At 47.5% G+C, this 21,042-nt stretch carries 20 protein-coding genes and 3 pseudogenes; 11 read left to right on the top strand and 12 right to left on the bottom strand.

Translation table 11 applies throughout. The features are described 5' to 3' along the window. Nucleotides 1–717, bottom strand: a complete 717-nt coding sequence (locus tag MJQ52_RS06295) for a glycerophosphodiester phosphodiesterase (protein WP_434181868.1) — start codon at nt 715–717, stop codon at nt 1–3. Between the two features lie 170 nt (nt 718–887). Here MJQ52_RS06295 and MJQ52_RS06290 point away from each other — a divergent pair, with 170 nt between their 5' ends. The 3 genes from MJQ52_RS06290 (at nt 888) to MJQ52_RS06280 (ending at nt 3,065) form a co-directional block, all read left to right on the top strand. Beyond that, the gene (locus MJQ52_RS06290) at nt 888–992 is read left to right on the top strand and encodes a YhdX family protein (RefSeq protein WP_003155299.1); all 105 of its coding nucleotides are present in this window, start codon (nt 888–890) and stop codon (nt 990–992) included. Nucleotides 993–1,154: 162 nt separating this feature from the next. After that, nucleotides 1,155–2,270, top strand: a complete 1,116-nt coding sequence (locus tag MJQ52_RS06285; protein WP_003155296.1) for a mechanosensitive ion channel family protein — start codon at nt 1,155–1,157, stop codon at nt 2,268–2,270. 24 nt (nt 2,271–2,294) lie between these two features. Beyond that, nucleotides 2,295–3,065 carry an NAD-dependent protein deacylase gene (locus tag MJQ52_RS06280; protein WP_217365421.1) on the top strand — a complete coding sequence of 257 codons (771 nt, stop codon included), beginning with the start codon at nt 2,295–2,297 and terminating at the stop codon, nt 3,063–3,065. 33 nt (nt 3,066–3,098) lie between these two features. Here MJQ52_RS06280 and MJQ52_RS06275 read toward each other — a convergent pair whose 3' ends face one another. Further along, nucleotides 3,099–3,947 (bottom strand): polysaccharide deacetylase family protein, encoded by an 849-nt coding sequence (locus MJQ52_RS06275; RefSeq protein WP_031378441.1) that lies wholly within the window; start codon nt 3,945–3,947, stop codon nt 3,099–3,101. Nucleotides 3,948–4,203: 256 nt separating this feature from the next. Here MJQ52_RS06275 and dat point away from each other — a divergent pair, with 256 nt between their 5' ends. Continuing rightward, complete coding sequence (dat, locus tag MJQ52_RS06270; protein ID WP_102422413.1) at nt 4,204–5,055, top strand: D-amino-acid transaminase; 852 nt, start codon at nt 4,204–4,206, stop codon at nt 5,053–5,055. 41 nt (nt 5,056–5,096) lie between these two features. Here the strand turns inward: dat and MJQ52_RS06265 are convergent, their stop codons facing one another. Further along, the gene (locus MJQ52_RS06265; RefSeq protein WP_265210048.1) at nt 5,097–5,681 is read right to left on the bottom strand and encodes a TetR/AcrR family transcriptional regulator; all 585 of its coding nucleotides are present in this window, start codon (nt 5,679–5,681) and stop codon (nt 5,097–5,099) included. A gap of 108 nt (nt 5,682–5,789) precedes the next feature. Between MJQ52_RS06265 and MJQ52_RS06260 the strand changes: the two genes are divergently transcribed. Next, nucleotides 5,790–6,341, top strand: a complete 552-nt coding sequence (locus tag MJQ52_RS06260) for a hypothetical protein (protein ID WP_060657740.1) — start codon at nt 5,790–5,792, stop codon at nt 6,339–6,341. 38 nt (nt 6,342–6,379) lie between these two features. On the opposite strand, the gene MJQ52_RS06255 is transcribed toward MJQ52_RS06260, so the two are convergent. Beyond that, a complete protein-coding gene (locus tag MJQ52_RS06255) occupies nt 6,380–6,880 on the bottom strand; it encodes a universal stress protein (protein ID WP_276123242.1) in 501 nt (166 codons plus the stop codon). A 421-nt stretch (nt 6,881–7,301) separates the two neighbouring features. Between MJQ52_RS06255 and MJQ52_RS06250 the strand changes: the two are divergent. Further along, nucleotides 7,302–9,060, top strand: a pseudogene (locus MJQ52_RS06250) (ABC transporter ATP-binding protein). After that, nucleotides 9,057–11,080: pseudogene (locus MJQ52_RS06245) on the top strand (ABC transporter ATP-binding protein). The pseudogenes MJQ52_RS06250 and MJQ52_RS06245 overlap by 4 nt, the downstream one beginning before the upstream one ends. A 40-nt stretch (nt 11,081–11,120) precedes the next feature. On the opposite strand, the gene MJQ52_RS06240 reads toward MJQ52_RS06245, so the two are convergent. The 7 genes and pseudogenes from MJQ52_RS06240 to MJQ52_RS06210 form a co-directional block, all read right to left on the bottom strand. Then, nucleotides 11,121–11,741 (bottom strand): NAD(P)-dependent oxidoreductase, encoded by a 621-nt coding sequence (locus tag MJQ52_RS06240; RefSeq protein ID WP_003155285.1) that lies wholly within the window; start codon nt 11,739–11,741, stop codon nt 11,121–11,123. A gap of 28 nt (nt 11,742–11,769) precedes the next feature. After that, on the bottom strand, nt 11,770–11,895 hold the full coding sequence (locus tag MJQ52_RS06235) for a hypothetical protein (RefSeq protein ID WP_003155283.1): 126 nt from the start codon (nt 11,893–11,895) through the stop codon (nt 11,770–11,772). A 101-nt stretch (nt 11,896–11,996) separates the two neighbouring features. After that, nucleotides 11,997–12,203 (bottom strand): alpha/beta-type small acid-soluble spore protein, encoded by a 207-nt coding sequence (locus MJQ52_RS06230; RefSeq protein WP_003155280.1) that lies wholly within the window; start codon nt 12,201–12,203, stop codon nt 11,997–11,999. Between the two features lie 224 nt (nt 12,204–12,427). Continuing rightward, nucleotides 12,428–12,643, bottom strand: a complete 216-nt coding sequence (locus MJQ52_RS06225) for a YheE family protein (RefSeq protein ID WP_012117190.1) — start codon at nt 12,641–12,643, stop codon at nt 12,428–12,430. 82 nt (nt 12,644–12,725) lie between these two features. Further along, on the bottom strand, nt 12,726–14,084 hold the full coding sequence (locus MJQ52_RS06220) for a YheC/YheD family protein (protein ID WP_053573527.1): 1,359 nt from the start codon (nt 14,082–14,084) through the stop codon (nt 12,726–12,728). Continuing rightward, complete coding sequence (locus tag MJQ52_RS06215; RefSeq protein ID WP_434181866.1) at nt 14,074–14,679, bottom strand: YheC/YheD family protein; 606 nt, start codon at nt 14,677–14,679, stop codon at nt 14,074–14,076. Before MJQ52_RS06215 ends, MJQ52_RS06220 begins: the two co-directional genes overlap by 11 nt. Before the next feature lie 34 nt (nt 14,680–14,713). Further along, nucleotides 14,714–15,148: pseudogene (locus tag MJQ52_RS06210) on the bottom strand (YheC/YheD family protein); the annotation flags it as partial. A gap of 255 nt (nt 15,149–15,403) precedes the next feature. Between MJQ52_RS06210 and MJQ52_RS06205 the strand changes: the two are divergent. Then, nucleotides 15,404–16,537, top strand: coding sequence for a DUF445 domain-containing protein (locus MJQ52_RS06205; protein ID WP_033574472.1), 1,134 nt, complete (start codon nt 15,404–15,406; stop codon nt 16,535–16,537). Nucleotides 16,538–16,622: 85 nt separating this feature from the next. After that, on the top strand, nt 16,623–16,973 hold the full coding sequence (locus MJQ52_RS06200) for a YlbF family regulator (protein WP_007409239.1): 351 nt from the start codon (nt 16,623–16,625) through the stop codon (nt 16,971–16,973). A 38-nt stretch (nt 16,974–17,011) separates the two neighbouring features. Here MJQ52_RS06200 and MJQ52_RS06195 read toward each other — a convergent pair whose 3' ends face one another. After that, nucleotides 17,012–18,151 carry a DNA alkylation repair protein gene (locus MJQ52_RS06195; protein WP_173612612.1) on the bottom strand — a complete coding sequence of 380 codons (1,140 nt, stop codon included), beginning with the start codon at nt 18,149–18,151 and terminating at the stop codon, nt 17,012–17,014. Nucleotides 18,152–18,534: 383 nt separating this feature from the next. Here MJQ52_RS06195 and MJQ52_RS06190 point away from each other — a divergent pair, with 383 nt between their 5' ends. Beyond that, nucleotides 18,535–19,401 (top strand): Cof-type HAD-IIB family hydrolase, encoded by an 867-nt coding sequence (locus tag MJQ52_RS06190; protein ID WP_031378450.1) that lies wholly within the window; start codon nt 18,535–18,537, stop codon nt 19,399–19,401. 112 nt (nt 19,402–19,513) lie between these two features. Next, nucleotides 19,514–21,016, top strand: a complete 1,503-nt coding sequence (locus tag MJQ52_RS06185) for a coproporphyrinogen III oxidase (protein WP_007409236.1) — start codon at nt 19,514–19,516, stop codon at nt 21,014–21,016. Nucleotides 21,017–21,042: the final 26 nt, after the last annotated feature.

Here is a 21,042-nt window from a genome sequence, read left to right as displayed (position 1 = left end):
TCAGCCATCCTTAGAAATAATATCCGGAAAATCAGTTACAATGCCGTCAACTGCCATCATTTGCAGCTTTTCGGCCGTCTTGTGATTTCTGACCGTCCAGGCAAATACTTTCAGACCGTGTTTGTGAGCGGTGGAAATCAAGAACCGATTCAGGCGGGTATATTTAATATTGACATAATTTGCGGCTGATTTGTAAGCGGCCAGCTGGCTTTTGGAAAACATCCCGAAGCTGGGTCTTGCAATAATTGCAGTCGGAACGGACGGATACATGTCGTGAAAGGTCTGAATCGACTTGAGACTGAATGATTGAACGATAGGGTGGATGGAAAAGGTAAACCTGCTTAACAGCTGGCCGACTGCTTTTTCAAGACCGACTTGAGAAATGTGCCCTTTCAGTTCAATTAAAAAACCGATTTCAGAATGATAACGCTTCAGAACCTCTTCGAGCAGGGGAATCCGCTCCCCCTTAAACTCAGCCCCATACCAGCTGCCGGCGTCCAGAGACTGCAGCTTCTTCAGCGTAAAATCTTTTACAAAACCGGAGCCGTCCGTCGTCCGGTCGACTTTGTCATCATGGATGACGACAATCTGGCCGTCTCTTGTGAGCTGGACGTCAAGCTCAATGAAATCAGCGTTCATTTCGGCAGCGATATCAAATGCCGCAAATGTATTTTCGGGCGCGTAACCGGAGGCGCCGCGATGAGCGATGGTATACAAGCTTGTCAGCTCCCCTCATGGGCATTTCTGTTATTATATCAGATTCGTATATGCACAGCGATTCAAACTGGTGAATGTGCAAAACAGTATTTTTTTTGGAATAAAGATAGTGCTTTTTTCGGTTTACAATCCGCAGTGATGTTTTATAATGGCAAAAAGGAGGCGAGATCATGGGAAAAGGGAGATTGAAAGTGGAAGAAAGAATTAAGGCCGAAACCGATGCTGAAATCCAAAAAGCGACTCTCCTGAAACAGACACAATCAAAGAAGAAATAGTGCCTGACCCTGTTGTATCTGGCTGAAAGATGAACGAATGTGTGAAAACCCCGGCTGTGCTCTGATGCCGGGGTTTTTCAGGCTGCCTAAAGACATTAAAACAGGCTGATGTCCGAATGTTTTAGTATAATAGATTTTCGACAAGACAAAGGAGCATATGCCATGATGACACAATTTCAGAGCTTTTTTACTCTTGACCATATTTTGCAGATCAGTATCAGCATCGGAATTTTAGCGGCTTTTCTCGTTTTGAGAAAACTGTTTGTCAAATACTTTTTTCAGCTCATTTACAAATTGGCGAACAAGCCGAAAACCGACATATTCAAACAGATTGCCGTAGCGTTTGACAAGCCGGCCAGATGGTTTTTCGTGGCGCTGGGTCTGTTTTTGGCGATTGAGTATTCGCCGTTTTTAGACGGGCAGATGGACATTGTCAAAAAAATGTACCGCTCTTTGATCATAGCGCTGATCGCCTGGGGGCTTTGCAACCTGACATCGGCGTCTTCGTTTTTATTTCATAAAGTCAATCAGCGCTTTGAGCTGGATATGGATGACATTTTGGCGCCGTTTTTATCCAAGGTGCTGCGCTTTGTCATTCTCGCGCTCAGCGTCAGTGTGATCGCGCAGGAATTCAATTATGATGTAAACGGGTTCGTGGCCGGACTCGGACTTGGCGGCTTGGCCTTCGCGCTTGCGGCTAAAGATACGATCAGCAATTTTTTCGGCGGCATTATCATCATTACGGAAAAGCCGTTTACGATCGGCGACTGGGTCGAGACGTCATCTGTGACGGGGGGCGTTGAAGATATCACATTCCGAAGCACAAGGTTCCGGACGGCGCAGGGGGCGCTTGTTACCGTACCCAATTCAACGCTGTCCATGGAAGCCATCACAAACTGGACGAGGATGACGAAGCGCCAGGTCACGTTTTCCGTTCGTGTTTCTTATGCGACGCCGATTGATCGTTTAGAGCGGTGTATCACAAGGCTCAGAGAAATGCTTCGTGAACATGAAGGCGTGCATGATGATACGATTATGGTTAACTTTGACGTGTTTGCGGACAGCTATTACAATCTGTTTTTCAACTTTTACACAAAGACCATCGTCTGGGCGGAAAGCCTGGACGTGCGGCAGGATATCAACCGCCGGATTATTGATATTTTTGCTGAGGAAGGCGTGGAGTTCGCCTATCCGGGCCAGAATGTATTCGTAAAACAGAAGAGCCACGATGATCCGGTTCATGTGAAGGATCATTCCGGAGAAAAAGAACGGGCATAACAGGCGCCGTTCTTTTTTCATGATATGATAAAAAGAAAAGGCGGTGGAAGAGTGGAAGCGTTTATAACATTGATCAATCAGGCTGAACGTATCCTGGTGCTGACGGGAGCGGGAATGAGCACGGAATCCGGCATTCCCGATTTTCGTTCGGCGGGCGGTATATGGACCGAAGACACCTCCAGAATGGAAGCGATGAGCAGGGAATACTTTGAACGCCGTCCGCGTGAATTCTGGCCTAAATTCAAACAGCTCTTTCAGATGAAAATGAGCGGAAGCTATGAGCCGAATGCCGGCCATACGTATTTGGCGGATCTTGAAAAGCGGGGAAAGCAGGTAGACATTTTCACGCAGAATATTGACGGGCTGCATAAGAAAGCGGGAAGCAGCAGTGTCTATGAGCTTCACGGTTCAATTCAGACCGCCGCATGCCCCCGCTGCGGAGCGCGCTACGGGCTTTCTCATCTGCTGAAGGACGAAGTGCCGGAATGTACGGCCGAAATCGGTGATCATGCGGTATGCGGCACCGTATTAAAAACGGATGTCGTGCTGTTCGGCGATCTCGTTCAGCATTTTGAAACCCTTTATGAAAAGCTTGATAAAGCCGATCTTCTTCTTGTGATCGGCACTTCGCTTGAAGTGGCGCCGGCAAGGTTTGTCCCTGAGGATGCGGACCGGATTCCCGGTTTGAAGCAGGTGATCATTAACCTTGAGCCGACATATTGCGACCATTTATTTGATCTTGTCATCCATGAGAAGATCGGTGAATTTGCAAAACGGATCAGCGCTTCGACATAAAAAAAGCCGGATCATATACAGATCCGGCTTTTTTTATTCATGGACGGGAATCATTTGATCCGTCAGAACATCAAAGGAGTAGCCCTGGGCTTTCAGTTTTTGAATCAGGCTCGGTAAAGCGTGCACCGTCGCAGGCAGATCGTGCATTAAAATGACATGCGGCCTGCTCGTATGAACGCTTTCCAAATATGCGAGCTGATTCAATACTTCCGGCACGTACCGTGCGTTTTTGTACTTCCAGTCTTCACTGTCTATCGTCCAGTCCCAGTACACGAATCCGCCTTTTTCGAGATTCTTAATCTGGGCATCCGTCAATGACGGTTTACTGCCGTAAGGCGTGCGGACAAGATCCGTTTTTACTCCAGTGATTGTCTCGAGCGTATCGCGTCCCTGCTGCATTTCGTTCAGCGGCGATGTCGGTGTTTGATAAAACAGGTGATTATCGTGCGTCACGCCGTGCAGGCCGAGCGCGATTCCTTCCTGCTTCGCTCTTTGCACGGAATGCTTATAGGCTTTCATCCGCGGTTCAAGCATAAAAAAAGTGGCCTTTGCGCCATTTGCCTTCAATACATTCAACAGCTGTTCAGTATATGGAGACGGCCCGTCGTCGAAGGTTAAATATACCGTTTTTTTCCCTGGGTCACGCTCTTTCTGCAAATGTTTCATTAAGACGTCGGGAGAATCATTTTTCAGCCGCAGGCTTTCTGCTTCATCCCGAAGCTGCCCGTTTGCGGTCACGGTGACCTGTTTGTTTTTTGCGGCGGAAGCGGAATATCCCATTATGACGATTACCAGAAGCAGTCCGCACAAAACTGCTAAACTCGTAAGTTTAAAAGCTAATGAAAACAGAGAAGGGGAAGCACCTTCTTTTGTGTTGCGCATAACAATCTCTCCAGTAGCATAAGTTTCTGCATAATGCCGATAACAGCGGAGGCTTGCGAAGTGCCATAAGTTAACAGCATATGTATGTCGAATCAAGTATACAGGAACAAAACTGGAAAAGACATAGAAAAGATGTCGAATAATAAGATTTTAAGAAAAAAATAAACTCCGCAGCCGGCTCGTTCAGTATGATAGAATAGTTGACAATAACAGCTGAGAATGCACATCACGGCAGATAACGATTAGGAGGGTTTACATGAAGACATTAGTAAACGGCCAGTTGATTGATCGTGAAGAAGCGGCAGTTGATATTGAGGACCGCGGGTATCAATTCGGTGACGGTGTGTATGAGGTCATCAGAGTGTATAACGGCGCCTTATTCGGTCTGCGTGAGCATATCGTCCGTCTTTTCAGAAGCGCCGCAGAAATCGGCATCACCCTGCCGTTCTCCGCAGAGGACATAGAATGGGATCTGCAAAAGCTCGTACAGGAAAACAAACTCATTGACGGCGGGGTCTATATACAGACGACGAGAGGGAAGGCGCCGCGGAAGCACCAGTATGACGAAGGTTTGGAGCCGCAGACGACGGCATACACCTTTTCAGTGAAAAAACCGGAAAATGAACAACAAGCCGGAGCGCAGGCCATCACGGCGGAGGACAAACGCTGGCTGAGGTGTGACATTAAGAGTCTGAATTTACTGTATAATGTGATGGTAAAACAAAAAGCCTATGAAGCAGGCGCTTATGAAGCGGTGCTGATAAGGGACGGAGCGGTCACGGAAGGAACCTCATCCAATGTATACGCCGTCATAAACGGCACCGTCCGGACGCATCCTGCAAATGAGCTGATTTTAAACGGCATTACGCGGATGAAACTGTTAGAGCTGATGAAAGAAAACGGGATTGAGGTGCGGGAGAAGGCTCTTACCGAAGACGAACTCAGAGATGCGGATGAAATTTTCATCTCGTCAACGACGTCTGAATTAATCCCGATCGTAACCCTTGACGGAAAACCGGTCGGAAGCGGATCGCCGGGACCTGTAGCCAAAACGATTCAGGAGGCATTTCAGTCGCACATTCAGCAGGAGCTCGGCGTTCAGTCATAAGCTGAAAAAAGGCCGGAACACATCCGGCCTTTTTGCTTCAGTCAGATAAAAAGAGATTCGATATGCTGAACGAGTACACGGGAGATCTTCTCTTTTGAAAGACGATCAGGTTCAAGCATGGCATGCAGCGCCAATCCGTCGGCGATAGCGTACATTTTCTCCGCTTCGGTTTCTTTATCAAGATTTGGTTTCAGAAGCTTATTTTCATCCAGCCAGTCAATCAGGCCGCGGATATATGCCAAGATCCCGTCCTGCTGGGGTTGAAACTCTTCTCCCTTATGTCTGGCATAAGCTGTGAAAGCGAACCATACCTCCATTTCAGCCATCGTTTCTTCGTCTGTCGGGATAATTTCAAGCATCAGACGCACCGCTTTTTCTTTCGGCGGCAGATCTTGCATGGCAACTTCGTTAATTCTGGCGGCCGCTTTTTCTTTTACGAGTGTCATCGCATACCCTAAAAGCTCATCCTGGGTGGTGAAATAGTGCCTCAGCGCGCCTAAAGAAAGACCCGCTTCTTGGGCGATGTTTCTCACTGTCGCTCCTTCCATTCCCCGCTCCAAAATCGTCCGCCAAGTGGCTTCGGCTATTTGTTTTCTTCTTTTTTCATGATCGATTATTTTAGGCATGGTTCCAGTGTAACAGGAAATATTTTTTCTTGCAATTTTGTAATACAGTTGTATTAAATAAAAAGCAGTGATACAATGCATTTTAGAAAACGATAAGGGGGAACCGGATTGAACGCGATTGCTTGGTTGATTGTCATTTGTGAGGCTGCTTTTTGGGCGGCTGTCATCTTCGGATTGGCGGCGCGCTATATATTCAGGCGGCAAAAGCTCGGAATGTTTTTTTTCGCTCTCATTCCTATATTGGATGCCGTACTGTTTCTGGCGGCCGCAGCTGATTTATACAGAGGGGCGGCGGCGACTATGGCGCATGCAGTGGCGGCCGTTTATATCGGAGTGTCTGTCGCCTTCGGAAAAAGCATGATTCAATGGGCGGATGAGCGGTTCCGCTATTATGTGGTAAAGGAAGGGGCAAAACCGGTCAAGCGGTACGGACTGGATTATGCCAAACATTATGCAAAAGGATGGGGAAGACATGTATTAGCATTTGTCATCGGCGGCGTTCTTTTAGCCGGAACGGTATTTCTCATTCAGGACGCTTCCCGCACCGAAGCGCTCAGCGGACTGTTAAAGGGCTGGTCTGTCGTATTGTGCATCGATTTTTTGATCATGGCGAGTTTTTTTGTGATGCCGAAAAAAAGAAAAAACAGCCGGGAGCTGTAAAAAAAGCAGCTTTTGATTAAGCTGCTTTACAGAAAGAATTATTTTACGATCAGCACGGGAATATCGGATTTCGATGACAGTTTTTCACTGACGCTTCCGAATAAAAGTTTTTTCAGCCTGTTCTGGTCCCGGCTCCCCATGACGATCAAATCCGCCGATATACGGTCGGCATGCTCAATAATGGCATCAGCGGGATCACCTTCTAAAATGTCGATATCCCCGTCAATCTGGCTGTCGTTCATCAGCATTCTCGCTTCCGCAACGATTTCTTCCGTACGGTCTTCATAAATCATCGGATCAGGGGAGATTCTTTCCGCCTGGAGCGGGTCAGGAACGCTTGCAATCCCGCCGACGATATACGTTGCCCCGGCTCCCGGCCTCGGGGGATCAACAATCGTCTGGGTATCTTTTGCATTGTGGGAATGTACGACCGTTAAATCCGCGTGAAACGTTTTTGAAAGGTCTATGGCTTTTTGGAGCGCTTTTTTACTATCATCACTTCCGTCAAAAGCTGCTATCAACCGGTCTGCGTGAAACATCAGCCTCATCCTTTCAGTAAAAAAGGTTTGTTTTACAATACCCGTGCAGCAGAAATGTAAAACCTGCATTGACAAAAAAAGGATTTGTTTATATGATGAAGGAACAATATAGGGAAAAAGGAGGTATGGATCATGTCAAAACTAAAGCTTGTCAACTCATCTTCAGCTGAATACCGGCGTGACTCCCATACAGCTTCCGTTTTCTGAACATTTGCTTAAAAACGGGGCAGTCGCGCATAAACGGCGGGTCTGTACCTTATTTATAATAATAAGAGGCATGGAGCTGAGGCTTCATGTCTTTTTTTATACAAAAAAATGAAAGAAAGACAGGTGTGATGCATGTGGCGGCATTAGCGAAAACAATGAAAAACAATCCGGAAAAGCTTGAGGGCGGCTGATTGATGAAAGGGGATGACGGTATTTGTTTACTGTATTAAAAAAGCTCGCGTGGTTTTTTAAAGCCTATTGGCTGCGCTATACGACAGCGATTGTTCTGTTATTGATTGTGAATGTCATTGAGATGTTTCCGCCTAAACTTCTCGGTAACGCGATAGACGATATGAAGGCGGGCGTGTTTACGAAAAGCGGGATGATGTTTTACATATGTGTTTTTCTCGCATTAACGGCAGCCGTCTATTTACTGTCTTATTTTTGGATGTATCAGCTTTTCGGCGGGGCGAATGTCATGGAGAAGATTCTCCGATCAAAACTGATGGGAAGGCTTCTTCAAATGTCACCGCCGTTTTACGAGAAATACAGAACGGGCGATTTAATGGCGCGGGGGACAAATGACCTGCAGGCCGTCAGTATGACGACGGGCTTCGGGGTCTTAACGCTCGTTGATTCGACGATGTATATGCTGACGATATTTTTGACAATGGGGCTTCTCATCAGCTGGAAGCTGACATTTGCCGCGATTATTCCGCTGCCGATAATGGCGGCTGCGGTCAGCCTGTACGGAAAAAAGATCCATGAGCGGTTTACGGAAGCGCAGGATGCTTTCGGATCATTAAATGACAAGGTGCTGGAGTCGGTATCTGGCGTCCGGGTCATCCGGGCTTTCGTACAGGAAAAAAATGATGTCAGCCGGTTCGGTGATATGACGGCGGATGTATATGAGAAAAATATGAAGGTGGCGTTTATCGATTCACTTTTTGAACCGACTGTGAAACTTCTCGTCGGCCTCAGCTATCTCATCGGTCTCGGCTACGGCGCTTATCTCGTTTTTCAAAACCGGCTGACGCTGGGAGAGCTGGTATCGTTTAACGTGTACCTTGGAATGATGATCTGGCCGATGTTTGCGATTGGAGAATTAATCAATATCATGCAGCGCGGCAATGCCTCCTTGGATCGTGTCAATGAGACGCTTTCCTATGAGCCTGACGTGATCGGGCCCAAGCGCCCCGCCGGCATCAAGGAGCCCGGGCGTCTTGTTTTTGAACAAGTGACTTTCACGTATCCGAGCGGAGCGGGACCGGCGGTTTCCGATGTATCTTTTTCCGTAGAAAAAGGGCAGACACTCGGCATTGTCGGGAAGACGGGAAGCGGAAAGACGACGATCATTAAGCAGCTGTTGCGTGAATATCCGCCCGGGGCGGGAGCAATCACGTTTACAGGCGTTCCGATTCAGGAGATCCCGCTTGAGGAGCTCCGCGGGTGGATCGGCTATGTGCCGCAGGATCATATTTTATTTTCTAAGACTGTAAAGGAGAATCTGCTTTACGGACGGCAGGATGCAAACGAAGAGGAAATCGGCGGCGCGTTGAAAGATGCGCATTTTGAAAACGATATCGGCATGCTTTCCGACGGGCTTGAGACGCTTGTCGGCGAGAAGGGCGTAGCGCTCTCGGGCGGACAAAAGCAGCGCATTTCAATTGCGAGAGCGCTTTTGACCGATCCTGACATTCTCATATTAGATGATTCGCTTTCTGCCGTAGACGCGAAAACGGAAGCCGCCATCATTGACAGCATCCGTAAAAAACGGCGGCATAAAACAACGATTATCACCACCCACCGGCTCTCGGCAGTTGAACACGCAGATCTCATTCTCGTCATGGATGAAGGCCGGGTATCTGAAAGAGGCACGCACCGGGAGCTATTGGAGCAGAACGGCTGGTATCGAAAACAATATGAGAGGCAAGCAGCTGTTCTCTCTTGAAGAAGGGGGGACGGGCGCATGAAGACCGGGAGAAGATTATGGAATTACGCGCTTCAATATAAGAAGCTGCTGATATGGGCGGTCGTCCTGCTCATTATTGCGGTCGGCACTGAGCTGACCGGCCCGTTTATCGGAAAAAAAAAATGATTGACGACCACATTCTCGGCATTGAAAAAACATGGGTTAAAGCCTCTGCGGACGATCCGGGCGCCGTCAGGTTCCGGGGGCATGATTATGTCAGGGAGGACCGGCTCAAACCGGAGGCGGATAAAACCGGAGAGGCGCACATTTATCAAGTCGGTGCGGGCTACTATTTTGTTGACCGTCCCGTCAGTTTTGACGGAAACCGTTCGGTGGCTGACGACCGGCTGACAATATCAAACGGTAAAGAAAGCAGGTCATATCCCGCCATTAGGTTATCAAGACAGGAGATTTTTGAATTTTACCGTCCGGAAATAAAAGGATTGCTGACGTTGACCGCCATTTACGCGGGACTGCTCATGTTTTCCGTATGTTTTCATTACGGTCAGCATTATCTGCTGCAGATGGGAGCGAACCGGATCATACAGCGCATGAGGCAGGATGTATTTTCACACATTCAGAAAATGCCGATCCGCTACTTTGATAATCTGCCTGCCGGAAAAGTCGTGGCTCGTATTACGAATGACACAGAAGCGGTCAGGGATTTATATGTAACGGTGCTGTCGACATTTATCACAAGCGGCGTTTATATGCTCGGCATTTTTACGGCGCTGTTTATGCTTGACGTCAGGCTGGCCGCCGTTTGTCTTCTGATTATTCCGATTTTAATGATCTGGTCGGTTGTGTACCGCAAATACGCATCCGTCTTCAACCAAAAAATCCGTTCTATTAACAGTGACATCAATGCGAAAATGAATGAGTCCATTCAAGGAATGCCGATTATTCAGGCGTTCCGCCGCGAGAAGGAAACGATGAAGGAATTTGAAGAATTGAATGAAGCTCATTTCCGCTACAAAAACAAAATGCTGTCCTTAAATTCCCTCATGTCCCACAGTCTTGTCAATGTGTTGCGCAATCTGGCGTTTGTCGGGCTGATCTGGTATTTCGGAGGCGCGAGTCTGAGTGCGGCCGGAATTGTTTCGATCGGTGTTTTATATGCATTTGTTGATTATTTAAACCGTTTGTTCCAGCCGGTTACGGGGATTGTCAACCAATTTTCGAAGCTTGAATTGGCCCGTGTCTCTGCCGCCAGAGTATTCGAGCTTTTACAGGAGGAGGAAACGGAAGAAGAAGGCGCTCCCGCAGACAGAAAGGCGGAAGGGACAGTGGAATTCCGCGATGTTTCTTTTGGATATCGAAAGGGAGAAGAGGTGCTGAAACACATCAGCTTTACAGCTGAAAAAGGGGAGACGGTCGCCCTCGTCGGCCATACGGGTTCCGGCAAAAGCTCTATCCTGAATCTTCTGTTCCGTTTTTATGATGCCGAAAAAGGCGATATCCTGCTGGACGGAAAAAGCATATACGGCATGTCAAGACAGGAGCTGAGATCCCATATGGGGATCGTGCTTCAAGATCCGTATCTTTTCTCTGGAACGATCGGCTCCAATGTGACCCTCGATGATCAGCGTATTTCTTTGGAGCAGGCGGAAGAAGCGCTTCGCCAAGTCGGCGCCGCAAGTCTTCTGCAATCTTTGCCGAAGGGCATCAGAGAGCCCGTCACTGAAAAAGGCGGCACACTGTCCTCAGGCCAGCGTCAGCTGATTTCTTTTGCAAGAGCGCTTGTGTTCGATCCGGCCATTTTAATTTTGGATGAGGCGACGGCGCACATTGACACCGAAACAGAAGCAGTCATTCAAAAAGCGCTGCAAGTCGTTCAAGAAGGGCGCACGACATTTATTATCGCCCATCGGCTTTCCACGATCAGACACGCAGACCAGATTCTCGTGCTGGAAAAGGGCCGCATCATTGAAAAGGGAAGCCATGACGAATTAATGGCGCAAAAGGGGCAGTACCATCAAATGTATGAATTACAGAAAGGAACGGCGAAATCCGCGGTGTAATCGGAAAGGGTGAATCAAAAAGATTCGCCCTTTTTTTCATTCAGTAAGCCAGTCCTACCCGTTTTCTGACAAACTGCGGGCTGATCAGCTCGCGGTACAGAAAATGCGCCGTGTCTCCGACTGTGATTTCGGCGCCGTCTTCAGGAAGGCGATCCTGTTCGAACCGGTAAACTCCGGCAGCGTCTCCGTCAGGAAGGTAGGTAGGGCAGATGATCGTCCAGTCAAGATCCTCTGCCAGCAGCATCTCGTATACGCGGGCGTGTTCCTTTGCGGCTCTTGTTGATTTTCGTTTTGATTCTGCCGATTCAAAACGGTATTGATCAGGCATAAGCCGTGATTGAAGGATACCCGCGGTGCCGATCGTAATCAGACGCTGAACATGATGCCGTTTCATGCCGTCTATTATATGGGTCATAGCGGCTGAAAGGGTATCGTCACCGTCCGTGCCGAGACAGCTCACGACTGTGTCCGCTTTGGAAATCAATCGGCTTACATCTTCCCGCCGCCTCGCATTCCCTGTTATGATCTGTTTTTCAGGAATGGGAAGGACTGTTCCGGCTGATCTGACAAGAGCGAATATTTCCATGTGTCCATGTTTCTGCGCTTCTTTTATAAAAGCCTGTCCGACTCTTCCCGTTGCTCCGAGTAAAGCGATGTTCATGTAAAAAACCTCCTCGCCGCTCATTATATCATTCAAAGCAGCGGGGAAAAGAATGCCTGTGAATAAACGGGAAATGGTGGGCAACATATTCATTGACCAAAGAAACACTTACGAACTGAAACAGCTCCCAATTGACTGAGGCAATGAATGACATGTTTTCCCTCCTTTTTTCCTAGGGTATGTGAAATAGGAAAAAAGGGTGACGGCATAAAAGAAGACGCGGTATCCCGCGCCTTCTGTAAGCCATTTATTGAGTTATTGTACGCCTTGGCCGCCCATGTTCTGCTGTGCGAAAGATACTAAACGTTTCGTGATTTCTCCTCCGACAGAACCGTTTGCACGAGAAGTTGTTTCTCCGCCAAGGTTTACGCCGAACTCAGAAGCAATTTCGTATTTCATTTGGTCGATTGCTTGAGCAGCGCCGGGTACTAATAGTTGGTTTGAAGAGTTGTTGTTTGCCATTTGTATGATCTCCTTTATTAAGTAGTATGGTTGGGTTTGCTGGAATTGCACCAGCCGATGATTTTCGGAATGAAAACCATTGCCAGCTCGGCTTCACCCAATGCTGTTTGCCGCTTTGTACTACGTATTATGGTGAATCAAACGGCATCTCATTCGGAAAACCGGGTGGTAAATAGCGGAAGGAAAAAGAAAAGCCCAGCCTGATGCGGCTGAGCTTTTAGCTTTCAGTCATATATGTGATAAAGCATTAATTCATGCAGCTCTTTTACGAGCGCCGGCTCTTCTTTTCCCGGATGTGTGTGTCCCCATTCAATGTCACCGGACTTATGGTAAATCCCTTCGTAATGCGTACCCTGCCAGTAAAATGAAATCCGCCATCCGGGCAGTTTCTCTTTTTTGAATAACGGTTTCCAGCTGAAGTGCGAAATCATGACGTTCACGCTCCTTGTGGGAAATGTTGATCTTGTTCATTGTAGCTCATCATTCTGTGCCTGTCCCGGGTAAAACCAAAAAAAGACAGCCTCACCGCCAAAGTTTTTCCGGGGCGGTGATGGACCGTTCTGATAAATAGGACGCGTATTCAAAATTTCTCCGTTTTGTCAGGTAATCGACCGATCTCAGCTTCGGATGGGAAAAAATGCTGCGCCCGGGGCGGGAATTGGCTTCAAACATCCAAACTTTCCCTGAATGATCGACGCCGAGGTCAAAACCGATTTCGCCGATAAAACCTTCAATGTGCTCATTTAACACGCGGCTGACCGCCAAGGCGGCTTTTGAAAGTTTCCGCATCATGCCGACTCTCTCTCGCGGATCGCCGTATAATTCAGCTAACGTCCTGACTTCTCCGCCGGTTGCCAGATGCGTCGTGATGCTGTTTTCACCGGAAATTTTTGCCGCGATGGCCGTCACTGTCCATTTCCCCTCGGCGTTTTTATTCGTGTGCACCCTGAAATCGACGGGGCGTCCATCCAGCCGGATCAGGTCAATGCCTTGCTGAATTAAAAATGCGGACGGGTCATTGTTTTCTTTAAATGATTTCATGAAGGATGCCGCATCTGAATACTCTGCCGTCACCACCGTTTTTTCCTCATTCGTGTGTTTGACAGATAAGCCGGCATCTGTTTTTTCCACCCTGTAAATCCCCGTTCCGAGTGCGCCGTCTGCAGGTTTGATATAGACGGTGTCAAATGTGTTGCATAACGTCTCTAACGCTTCTGCATTCGGGTGCAGGACAGATTTTGGCAGAAGTGAAGCGGTGAGACTGTTTTTTTCCAGAAGCTTATGAATGTCCCATTTATTAAAGAATTGCGGATTAAACCACGGAATCTGATAGTCATTCATCAGCCTCTGTTTTGTCTGCTGTAAAAGCGGAACTCCTTCCGTTTTTCGGCTCGGGAGCCTGTCATATACGACATTCGGAAGCGGGACGGCCGTCCGTTTCCAGCTGTTTTCTTTATAAATCAGCGCTTGGACGGTGCCTTCTTCCCAGTTGATCTGATGAGCCCCGAAAACGAAACAATATCCGTTCGCCTGTTCATGAAGTGAGAGCATCTTGGAAAAGAAGGCTGTACGGTCTCTTAACGGGCGGGACGGCGATGATGTGAACCCGGCTGTGAAAACGCCGATCAGCGGTCCGATGTGCACCGTCTGGCCGTGTATGAGAAAGTCAGCCCGGCTTTTATACGGTATCAACAGCTCCTCAAACAAATCTTCAGAAAGGAGCGCGCTTTTTTCAAGTGATTGAGAAAAGGCTACACGGCATTTGACAACCTTGGTCCCGAAGGCAGCGGATAAAAGCCCTTCCCGTTTCATGGAGGAGGGGAGAAACAGCGTATTTTTGCTTTTTTTATCGATGCCGACAATCATCCCTTTATGATTCACGCGGTAATACTCCTTTCCTGCTTTCCTGTGACTGAAGTTCGCGGAAGCGTCTCAGCGGACCCGTATACAAATCCTCTTTCGCCTCCGGAGCCACGCTTAAAATAGCTTTCCGTCCCGGCTTTGAATTGACATCCAAAAGCCAGATGCGTCCGTCTTTGGCATAACAAATATCGAGCCCCAGCTCAAACAGCGGTCCGAACCGTTCATCAAGGAAATAAGGGACGGATTGGGTGATCGAAAAGACATCATCCAATAAAACGGCCTGCTGCTTTCTCGGAATTTCCTCAAACCATGTGTCAAACTTAATCGGTTCTGATCCTCCGGGCAAATGAGATAAAAGACCGTTCTGATAACCCCTTCTGACCGCTTTTCCGACCGTTTCCCAAACGCCTGACTCCGTTTTGCGCATGAAAATGCGGATGTCGCACGGATGCCGTTCTTTATCCTGGATATTTAAGTAGGATTGAAGCAAATAGCGGTGCTGCAGCACTTTTTTTGCACCAAGACTTAAAAGACACGTGATTGGAAAATGATTTTGTTTGTTTGTTTTTTCCGATATAGTAAGTGGCCGTAATTGATTTTTTGCCTGTTTCAAGCAGGATGATGCCTCTGCCTCCCGCGCCGAAAGCGGGCTTAAGTATACATGCTTTTTCCTTGGCTAAGTATGATTGCACCTGTTCATAGCGGCTGACTTCGGCCGTTTCAGGAATATAGGGACTGATCAGGTGATGCTTTTGGAGCGCATCCGTGACCGTCCATTTATCAGGAAGCCCCCGCCCGATAAATTCCGTTTTCGGATATTTTTTCAGCCATTCGACGATCGGTTTGGCTTTTTGCGCTTCAGCGGATTTTCCGTAAAAACAGCGGTCGTAAATATATTCGGGAATATCGATTTCCGTTTCGTTCCACTTTCCGCTTTGCGGGTGATAGACGAGCGCTTTCACGCGCAAAGAATCCGGAAATATATCAAACGGTGTAAAGCGGGCTAAGCGCACATTATATTGAGGCGCTCTTTCAGCCAATTCCCCGGCGTAATCTTCTTCGTGCCGGCGGGATACAGACATAAAACCGAGTGTTGTCATATTATTACTCCCCCTTTATTCAAAAAGCCGCTGATGGAACGGCCCTTCCATCCAATAAATATGCTAAGCCCATCATAAAAGATGATCTACTGTAAAGAGTACGAAACAGCATCTTGCCTTATTCCTCACAAACAACAATTCAGGTTCTTCATTTGCCCGCATGCCCGCCAGCCTCTATAATACGAATAGATATATCATCAAGAAAATAGAACATAAGATGGAGGCAGAAGAAAAGGAATGGGCATAGCAGGAACGTTTCTATTTATGATTGTGATCGGAGCCGCGATCGGCGCGGTGACGAATCATCTTGCCATTCAGATGTTATTTCGTCCGTACCGGCCGTATTACCTGTTCGGAAAACGGGTTCCGTTTACGCCGGGGCTGATCCCGAAAAGACGGGATGAATTGGCAAAACAAATGGGGCTCATGGTGACGAACCACCTTTTAACCCCGGAAGGAATAAAAAAGCGGCTTTTATCAGATACCGTTAAAAACCAGGCGCTTCTTTTCGCCGAACAATTCACGCAAAAAATGGCCGCTTCCGAGATGACGGTGCACGAAGCTTTGGCCGCCGCGGGCATCCGGAATCCGCAGGAAAAGACGGATGCCTGGATTGATCGTTTTACCGATGAAAAGCTTTCGGACCTGTACCGGAAATATGAGCACCGCGCCATAAAAGACTGGCTTCCTGATGAGCTGCAGGAAAAGCTGGATGAAAAAATCCCGCTGGCCGCAGATTATATCCTGAAGCGGAGCATTGATTATTTTGAGAGCGAAGAAGGGAAAGACAGGCTCGGAAATATGATTGACGACTTTTTGAATTCCCGGGGGATGCTCGGCGGCATGGTGCAGATGTTCCTCGGCAATTCAAGCTTGGCAGACCGTGTGCTGCCTGAGCTGTTAAAGTTTTTGCGCAATGAGGAAACGAAAAAGCTTCTGGCTGATCTGCTTTCTCAAGAATGGGGCAAGCTCAAATCTTATACACTTTATGAGGCCGATGAAAAGTGGAATGCGAAAGATCTGCTGTTCAGCATGAAAAAGCGGGCTTTGGCCGCACTTCAAACCGCGCCCTTTTTCGAATGCCGGATCGGTGACATCATCTCCCGTTATGAAGGGGAGATTACGGGGACGTACGCGCCGAAGCTGCTTGATGCGGCACTCGGCAGTATTGCCGCTCATTTGGAGGATGTGCTGAAACGGCTGCGTCTTGAGGAAGTGGTCAAAGAGCAGGTTGATCAGTTTCCCGTTGAACGGCTGGAAGAAATGGTGCTGTCAATTTCCAAGAGAGAATTTAAGATGATAACGTATTTAGGCGGTCTGCTCGGCGGGATAATCGGAGCAATTCAGGCTTTGTTTGTCATTCTTTTCTAAGGAAAACATACGCCGATGATGAAAGTCGCTCCGCAGTCTGTTATAGTGGAGTGGTATGTCCGAAAGGAAGAAAGGAGCGGTTACTATGGCAGTTCATTTTTATGATGCAGCATATGATCTTGAAAAAGCTTTGCGAAACAGTGATGAATACAGCCGTCTGAGAGGGCTTTATGATCAAGTAAACGCAGATGAATCCGCAAAACGCATGTTTGATAACTTCCGCAATGTACAGCTGCAGCTGCAGCAGAAGCAGATGTCAGGTGAAGAAATCACTCAGGAAGAGGTAGAGCAGGCACAAAAAACCGTTGCTCTCGTACAGCAGCATGAATTGATTTCTCAGCTGATGGAAGCGGAACAGCGCATGAGCATGCTGATCGGCGAGTTAAACAAAATCATTATGAAACCTCTTGAAGAGCTTTACGGCAGCCCGCAATAAGCTTCAAACCCCTCCATGTATGAAATGGAGGGGTTTTTTTATTCAACAGAAAAATCAAGAGAACCTTTTACCGTTCCGTTAATGATGACAGACAGAGTGTGAATTCCCCGATAATGCTTGCGGGTGGTTAAATCTTTAAGGGAATGATGTTTGCTGAAGGCTTTTACGTCTCCGTTATCCATGGCGGACTCCGACATCTTAAACACCTTGCGGCTGCGGTGCCCCCTTTTCTTTACAAAATCAATCGCGTATTCAACCCTGACTTTTTGCCGGGCGGATGAGCGGATCTGAAAAGAAAAATGTATGCTTGTTCCGATGGCGGCCGTTTCCGGATTCAGTGTAAAACGTTCCAATGAAATCCGGGAGGCGTCTTCAAACCCGAAAATCGCAAGCGCCTGTTTGTCTCCTCTTTTTAACAGTGTCCTGCAGGCGTGCTTCAAAATCCAATCCGTGTGCGGACAGCTTCCGAACCGCTCGGCTGCGATCTGTGCCAGAACATCCGGATGTGTTTTGGAGATGTCATTCAGGTTATTCGCCACGCTTTTTCTGACATATAACGAGTCATCCTGCATCAAGCGGTCCAGAACAGGGAGAATCGGAGAAGGGTCGTCAAGAAGAGCCGGAATGGAGATTCCCCACGGCAGGCGCGGTCTTGAGCCTTCGCTGGCAAGCCTTCTGACATGTTCGTCCGGATGCTCCGTCCAGGAAAGGAACTCTTTGAACATCCTCTCCCGGTCAAGCCTGATATACGGGCGGACCGCAAATTCGGAAGTGGAAAAACGAGTGAAAAACTGAAGCGCCTTCATTGATGCTTCCCAGTGATCCGTTCCGTACTGTTGGACATAATCGGGAAAAATAATCCCGGCGAGCCCTGTGAAATGGGGAGCTGTCTCGTATAAGACGTCAAGGGCCCGTATGTAATCCTTCGGCAGTGTTTCATATAAAGAGTCTGTGATCCGGCGCATCCGCTGTTTTAACGTCAGTCCGGGCCAATCTTCCTGAAACATCAGCGCCCGGCACTTGTCCCGCTCAAAAGCCGGGTACGCCGATTTGATTCTGTTCAGAAGTGCTTCTGCAAATTCTTCGTTATAAATATCTTTTAATAGAGACATGACAGTCACCGCTTTTTTTCTTTTATTATATGCGAATATATGTTCCCTTTCAACTTTATCATACATTCAGCACAGATATTTCCCCTGATTTTTTTAGTTAAAAAAACCCTTGTTTTTTAACAATATTATTGAGATAATAACTCTGAAAGCGCCTACACTTACAGATGATCTAAGGATACGGTCGCCTATACTGCCTGGTATGTTAAGGGGTAGCAACAGAGAGTAAGTGAAACGAGCGCATCAACGGTCAAATAAGGGGTTCCTGATATATTTCGTAAATAGAAATGCACATTGGGGAGAAGGCAGCAAATCGATCGTATCCCAACAAAACGACAGTTCAAAGTCTGCTTGAGGCAGGCTTTTTTGCTGCGGAGAAAAGGTTGTTCTAAACAAAGAGACAGGGTCATATCCTAATGACAAGTACAGTCATCAAGGAGGGGGACTTCTCTGTGTCAAAACAAATGCTGGCGTTAAATATAGACGGAGCGCTTCTTCGCTCCAACGGCAAACTTCATCAGACGACAAAGGATGCCATCGAATACGTCAAGAAAAAAGGGATTTACGTCACACTGGTCACAAACCGCCATTTTCGCTCCGCTCAAAAAGTGGCGAAAATATTAAAGCTTGATGCAAAATTGATTACCCACAGCGGTGCATACATTTCTGAAAAAATAGATGAGCCGTTTTTTGAAAAGAAAATATCAGAAGATCACACGTTTAATATCGTTCAGGTGCTGGAAAGCTATCAATGCAATATCCGGCTTCTTCACGAAAAATATTCGATCGGAAACAAGAAGAAAGTGAACTCCAATCTGGTCGGAAAAACGATGATTCATCCGTCTGACCCGATTTTTTATCCGGTGCAGTTTGTCGAATCATTAAGTGACCTGCTCCTTGATGAGCCGGTTTCAGCGCCCGTCATTGAAGTGCATGCTGAAGATGGCCTGCAGGCTGATATAACGGATACGATAATGAAAGCATTCCCGGCCGTCGATGTGATCCGCGTCAACGGAGAAAAACTGAACATCGTGCCTAAAGGGGTTTCAAAAGAAAGCGGACTTTCGATGGTCGCCGCTGATCTCGGGCTTTCAATGGAAGAGGTTGTAGCTATCGGCCATCAGGAAGATGATCTGCCGATGATCGAGCTGGCCGGTCTCGGCGTCGCGATGGGGAATGCCTCAAATGAATTAAAAAGAAAAGCGGACTGGGTGACAAGGTCAAATGATGAACAGGGAGTCGCCTATATGATTAAGGAATATTTCCGCATGCAGCACCGCAAAGGCTTTCTCGATAAGTTCCATATGAAACGGCCGTAATCAAGAGCCGCAGACGCGAAACGCCGGTCTGCGGCTTTTTCGCGGATTGATTTTAGCCTGTTCTTTCTGTACACTAAAGAAAGTTTTGAATCTGAAAAATAAGGTGATCACATTGCAAATAAAAATAGACGGCATAACGGATGACAGGCTGCATCGTCCGCTGCAAAACATCGCGAATTTATTTTTTGAAGAGTGTGTTCTTGCGTACGGCGAAACGGAGGAACCCTCTGATCTCGTCATCTCACTTGCCATTTCTCAAGATGCAGACAGCGTGTCGGTATCCGGAGAAATCAAAGGAACCGGCGAAAAGGAACATCACACGAAACCGCTTCTTGCCGGATGGAGCGAAAAAGAAGTATTTAAACAGGTGAAAAACACGCTGTCATATGTCTACTTAAATCTTCTTCAATCACATACGGGCATGACACAAAAATGGGGAATCTTAACCGGCATCAGGCCTACTAAACTTCTTCATAAAAAGCTGCAGAGCGGCCTGACAAAAGAAGAGGCGCATGCCGATCTGAAAAAAGACTATCTGATCCATGATGAAAAAATCAATCTGATGCAGGAGATTGTCGACCGCCAGCTCGCTGCGGTTCCCGATCTGTACCGGGTCAAAGATGAAGTCAGCATATATATCGGCATCCCGTTCTGCCCGACGAAATGCGCCTACTGCACGTTTCCGGCTTATGCCATTCAAGGACAGGCGGGAAGAGTCGGCTCCTTTTTATGGGGGCTTCACTATGAAATGCAGAAAATCGGAGAATGGCTGAAGCGGCATGATATCAAAGTGACGACCATTTATTTCGGCGGCGGCACGCCGACAAGCATTACCGCTGAAGAAATGGATCTTTTATATGAAGAAATGGTCCGCTCTTTCCCGGATGTCGCAAATATCAGGGAGATTACCGTTGAAGCGGGCCGTCCCGACACGATTACGGAGGAAAAGCTGGCCGTTTTAAATAAGTATAAGATTGACAGAATCAGCATCAACCCGCAATCTTATGAAAACGAAACGCTAAAGGCCATCGGCAGACACCATACAGTTGAAGAAACCATCGAAAAATACCATCTTTCCCGCAAACACGGCATGAATAATATCAACATGGACCTGATCATCGGCCTGCCGGGAGAAGGGACGGCTGAGTTCAGGCACAGTCTTGAAGAAACGGAAAAGCTGATGCCTGAATCTTTGACCGTTCATACGCTTTCTTTTAAACGGGCGTCAGAAATGACGAGAAACAAGCATAAGTATAAAGTTGCCGACAGGCAGGAAGTATCCCGCATGATGGATGACGCCGTCCGCTGGACAAAAGAGCACGGCTATACGCCGTACTACTTGTACCGGCAGAAAAACATTCTCGGAAACCTTGAAAATGTCGGCTACTCCTTCCCGGGTCAGGAGAGCATCTACAACATTATGATTATGGAAGAAGTGCAGACGATTATCGGTATCGGCTGCGGCGCGGCAAGCAAATTCATTCATCCGGAAACCGGAAAAATCACGCACTTCGCCAATCCGAAAGATCCGAAATCATATAATGACCGATTCGAGCATTATACAGAAGAGAAAATCAAATACTTAGATGAGATGTTCGTCAAATCTGCATTATAATATCAAAAACGGCACGGAATCAGCGT

The organism is Bacillus sp. jun7 (assembly GCF_051034795.1).
In the GTDB taxonomy this organism is placed as follows: domain Bacteria; phylum Bacillota; class Bacilli; order Bacillales; family Bacillaceae; genus Bacillus; species Bacillus velezensis.
Note: the sequence above shows the minus strand (reverse complement) of the source record. Positions and strands in the feature narration are given on the sequence as shown.

What these genes read in the sequence shown, in the direction of transcription:
- MJQ52_RS06290 (WP_003155299.1), top strand. Translation starts at nt 888, where the DNA reads ATGGGAAAAGGGAGATTGAAAGTGGAAGAAAGAATTAAGGCCGAAACC.
- MJQ52_RS06235 (WP_003155283.1), bottom strand. Translation starts at nt 11,895, where the DNA reads ATGTCATTCATTGCCTCAGTCAATTGGGAGCTGTTTCAGTTCGTAAGT.
- MJQ52_RS06230 (WP_003155280.1), bottom strand. Translation starts at nt 12,203, where the DNA reads ATGGCAAACAACAACTCTTCAAACCAACTATTAGTACCCGGCGCTGCT.
- MJQ52_RS06205 (WP_033574472.1), top strand. Translation starts at nt 15,404, where the DNA reads ATGGGCATAGCAGGAACGTTTCTATTTATGATTGTGATCGGAGCCGCG.
- MJQ52_RS06195 (WP_173612612.1), bottom strand. Translation starts at nt 18,151, where the DNA reads ATGTATGATAAAGTTGAAAGGGAACATATATTCGCATATAATAAAAGA.
- dat (WP_102422413.1), top strand. Translation starts at nt 4,204, where the DNA reads ATGAAGACATTAGTAAACGGCCAGTTGATTGATCGTGAAGAAGCGGCA.
- MJQ52_RS06280 (WP_217365421.1), top strand. Translation starts at nt 2,295, where the DNA reads ATGATAAAAAGAAAAGGCGGTGGAAGAGTGGAAGCGTTTATAACATTG.
- MJQ52_RS06200 (WP_007409239.1), top strand. Translation starts at nt 16,623, where the DNA reads ATGGCAGTTCATTTTTATGATGCAGCATATGATCTTGAAAAAGCTTTG.
- MJQ52_RS06255 (WP_276123242.1), bottom strand. Translation starts at nt 6,880, where the DNA reads ATGTTTCACGCAGACCGGTTGATAGCAGCTTTTGACGGAAGTGATGAT.
- MJQ52_RS06285 (WP_003155296.1), top strand. Translation starts at nt 1,155, where the DNA reads ATGATGACACAATTTCAGAGCTTTTTTACTCTTGACCATATTTTGCAG.
- MJQ52_RS06275 (WP_031378441.1), bottom strand. Translation starts at nt 3,947, where the DNA reads ATGCGCAACACAAAAGAAGGTGCTTCCCCTTCTCTGTTTTCATTAGCT.
- MJQ52_RS06240 (WP_003155285.1), bottom strand. Translation starts at nt 11,741, where the DNA reads ATGAACATCGCTTTACTCGGAGCAACGGGAAGAGTCGGACAGGCTTTT.
- MJQ52_RS06265 (WP_265210048.1), bottom strand. Translation starts at nt 5,681, where the DNA reads ATGCCTAAAATAATCGATCATGAAAAAAGAAGAAAACAAATAGCCGAA.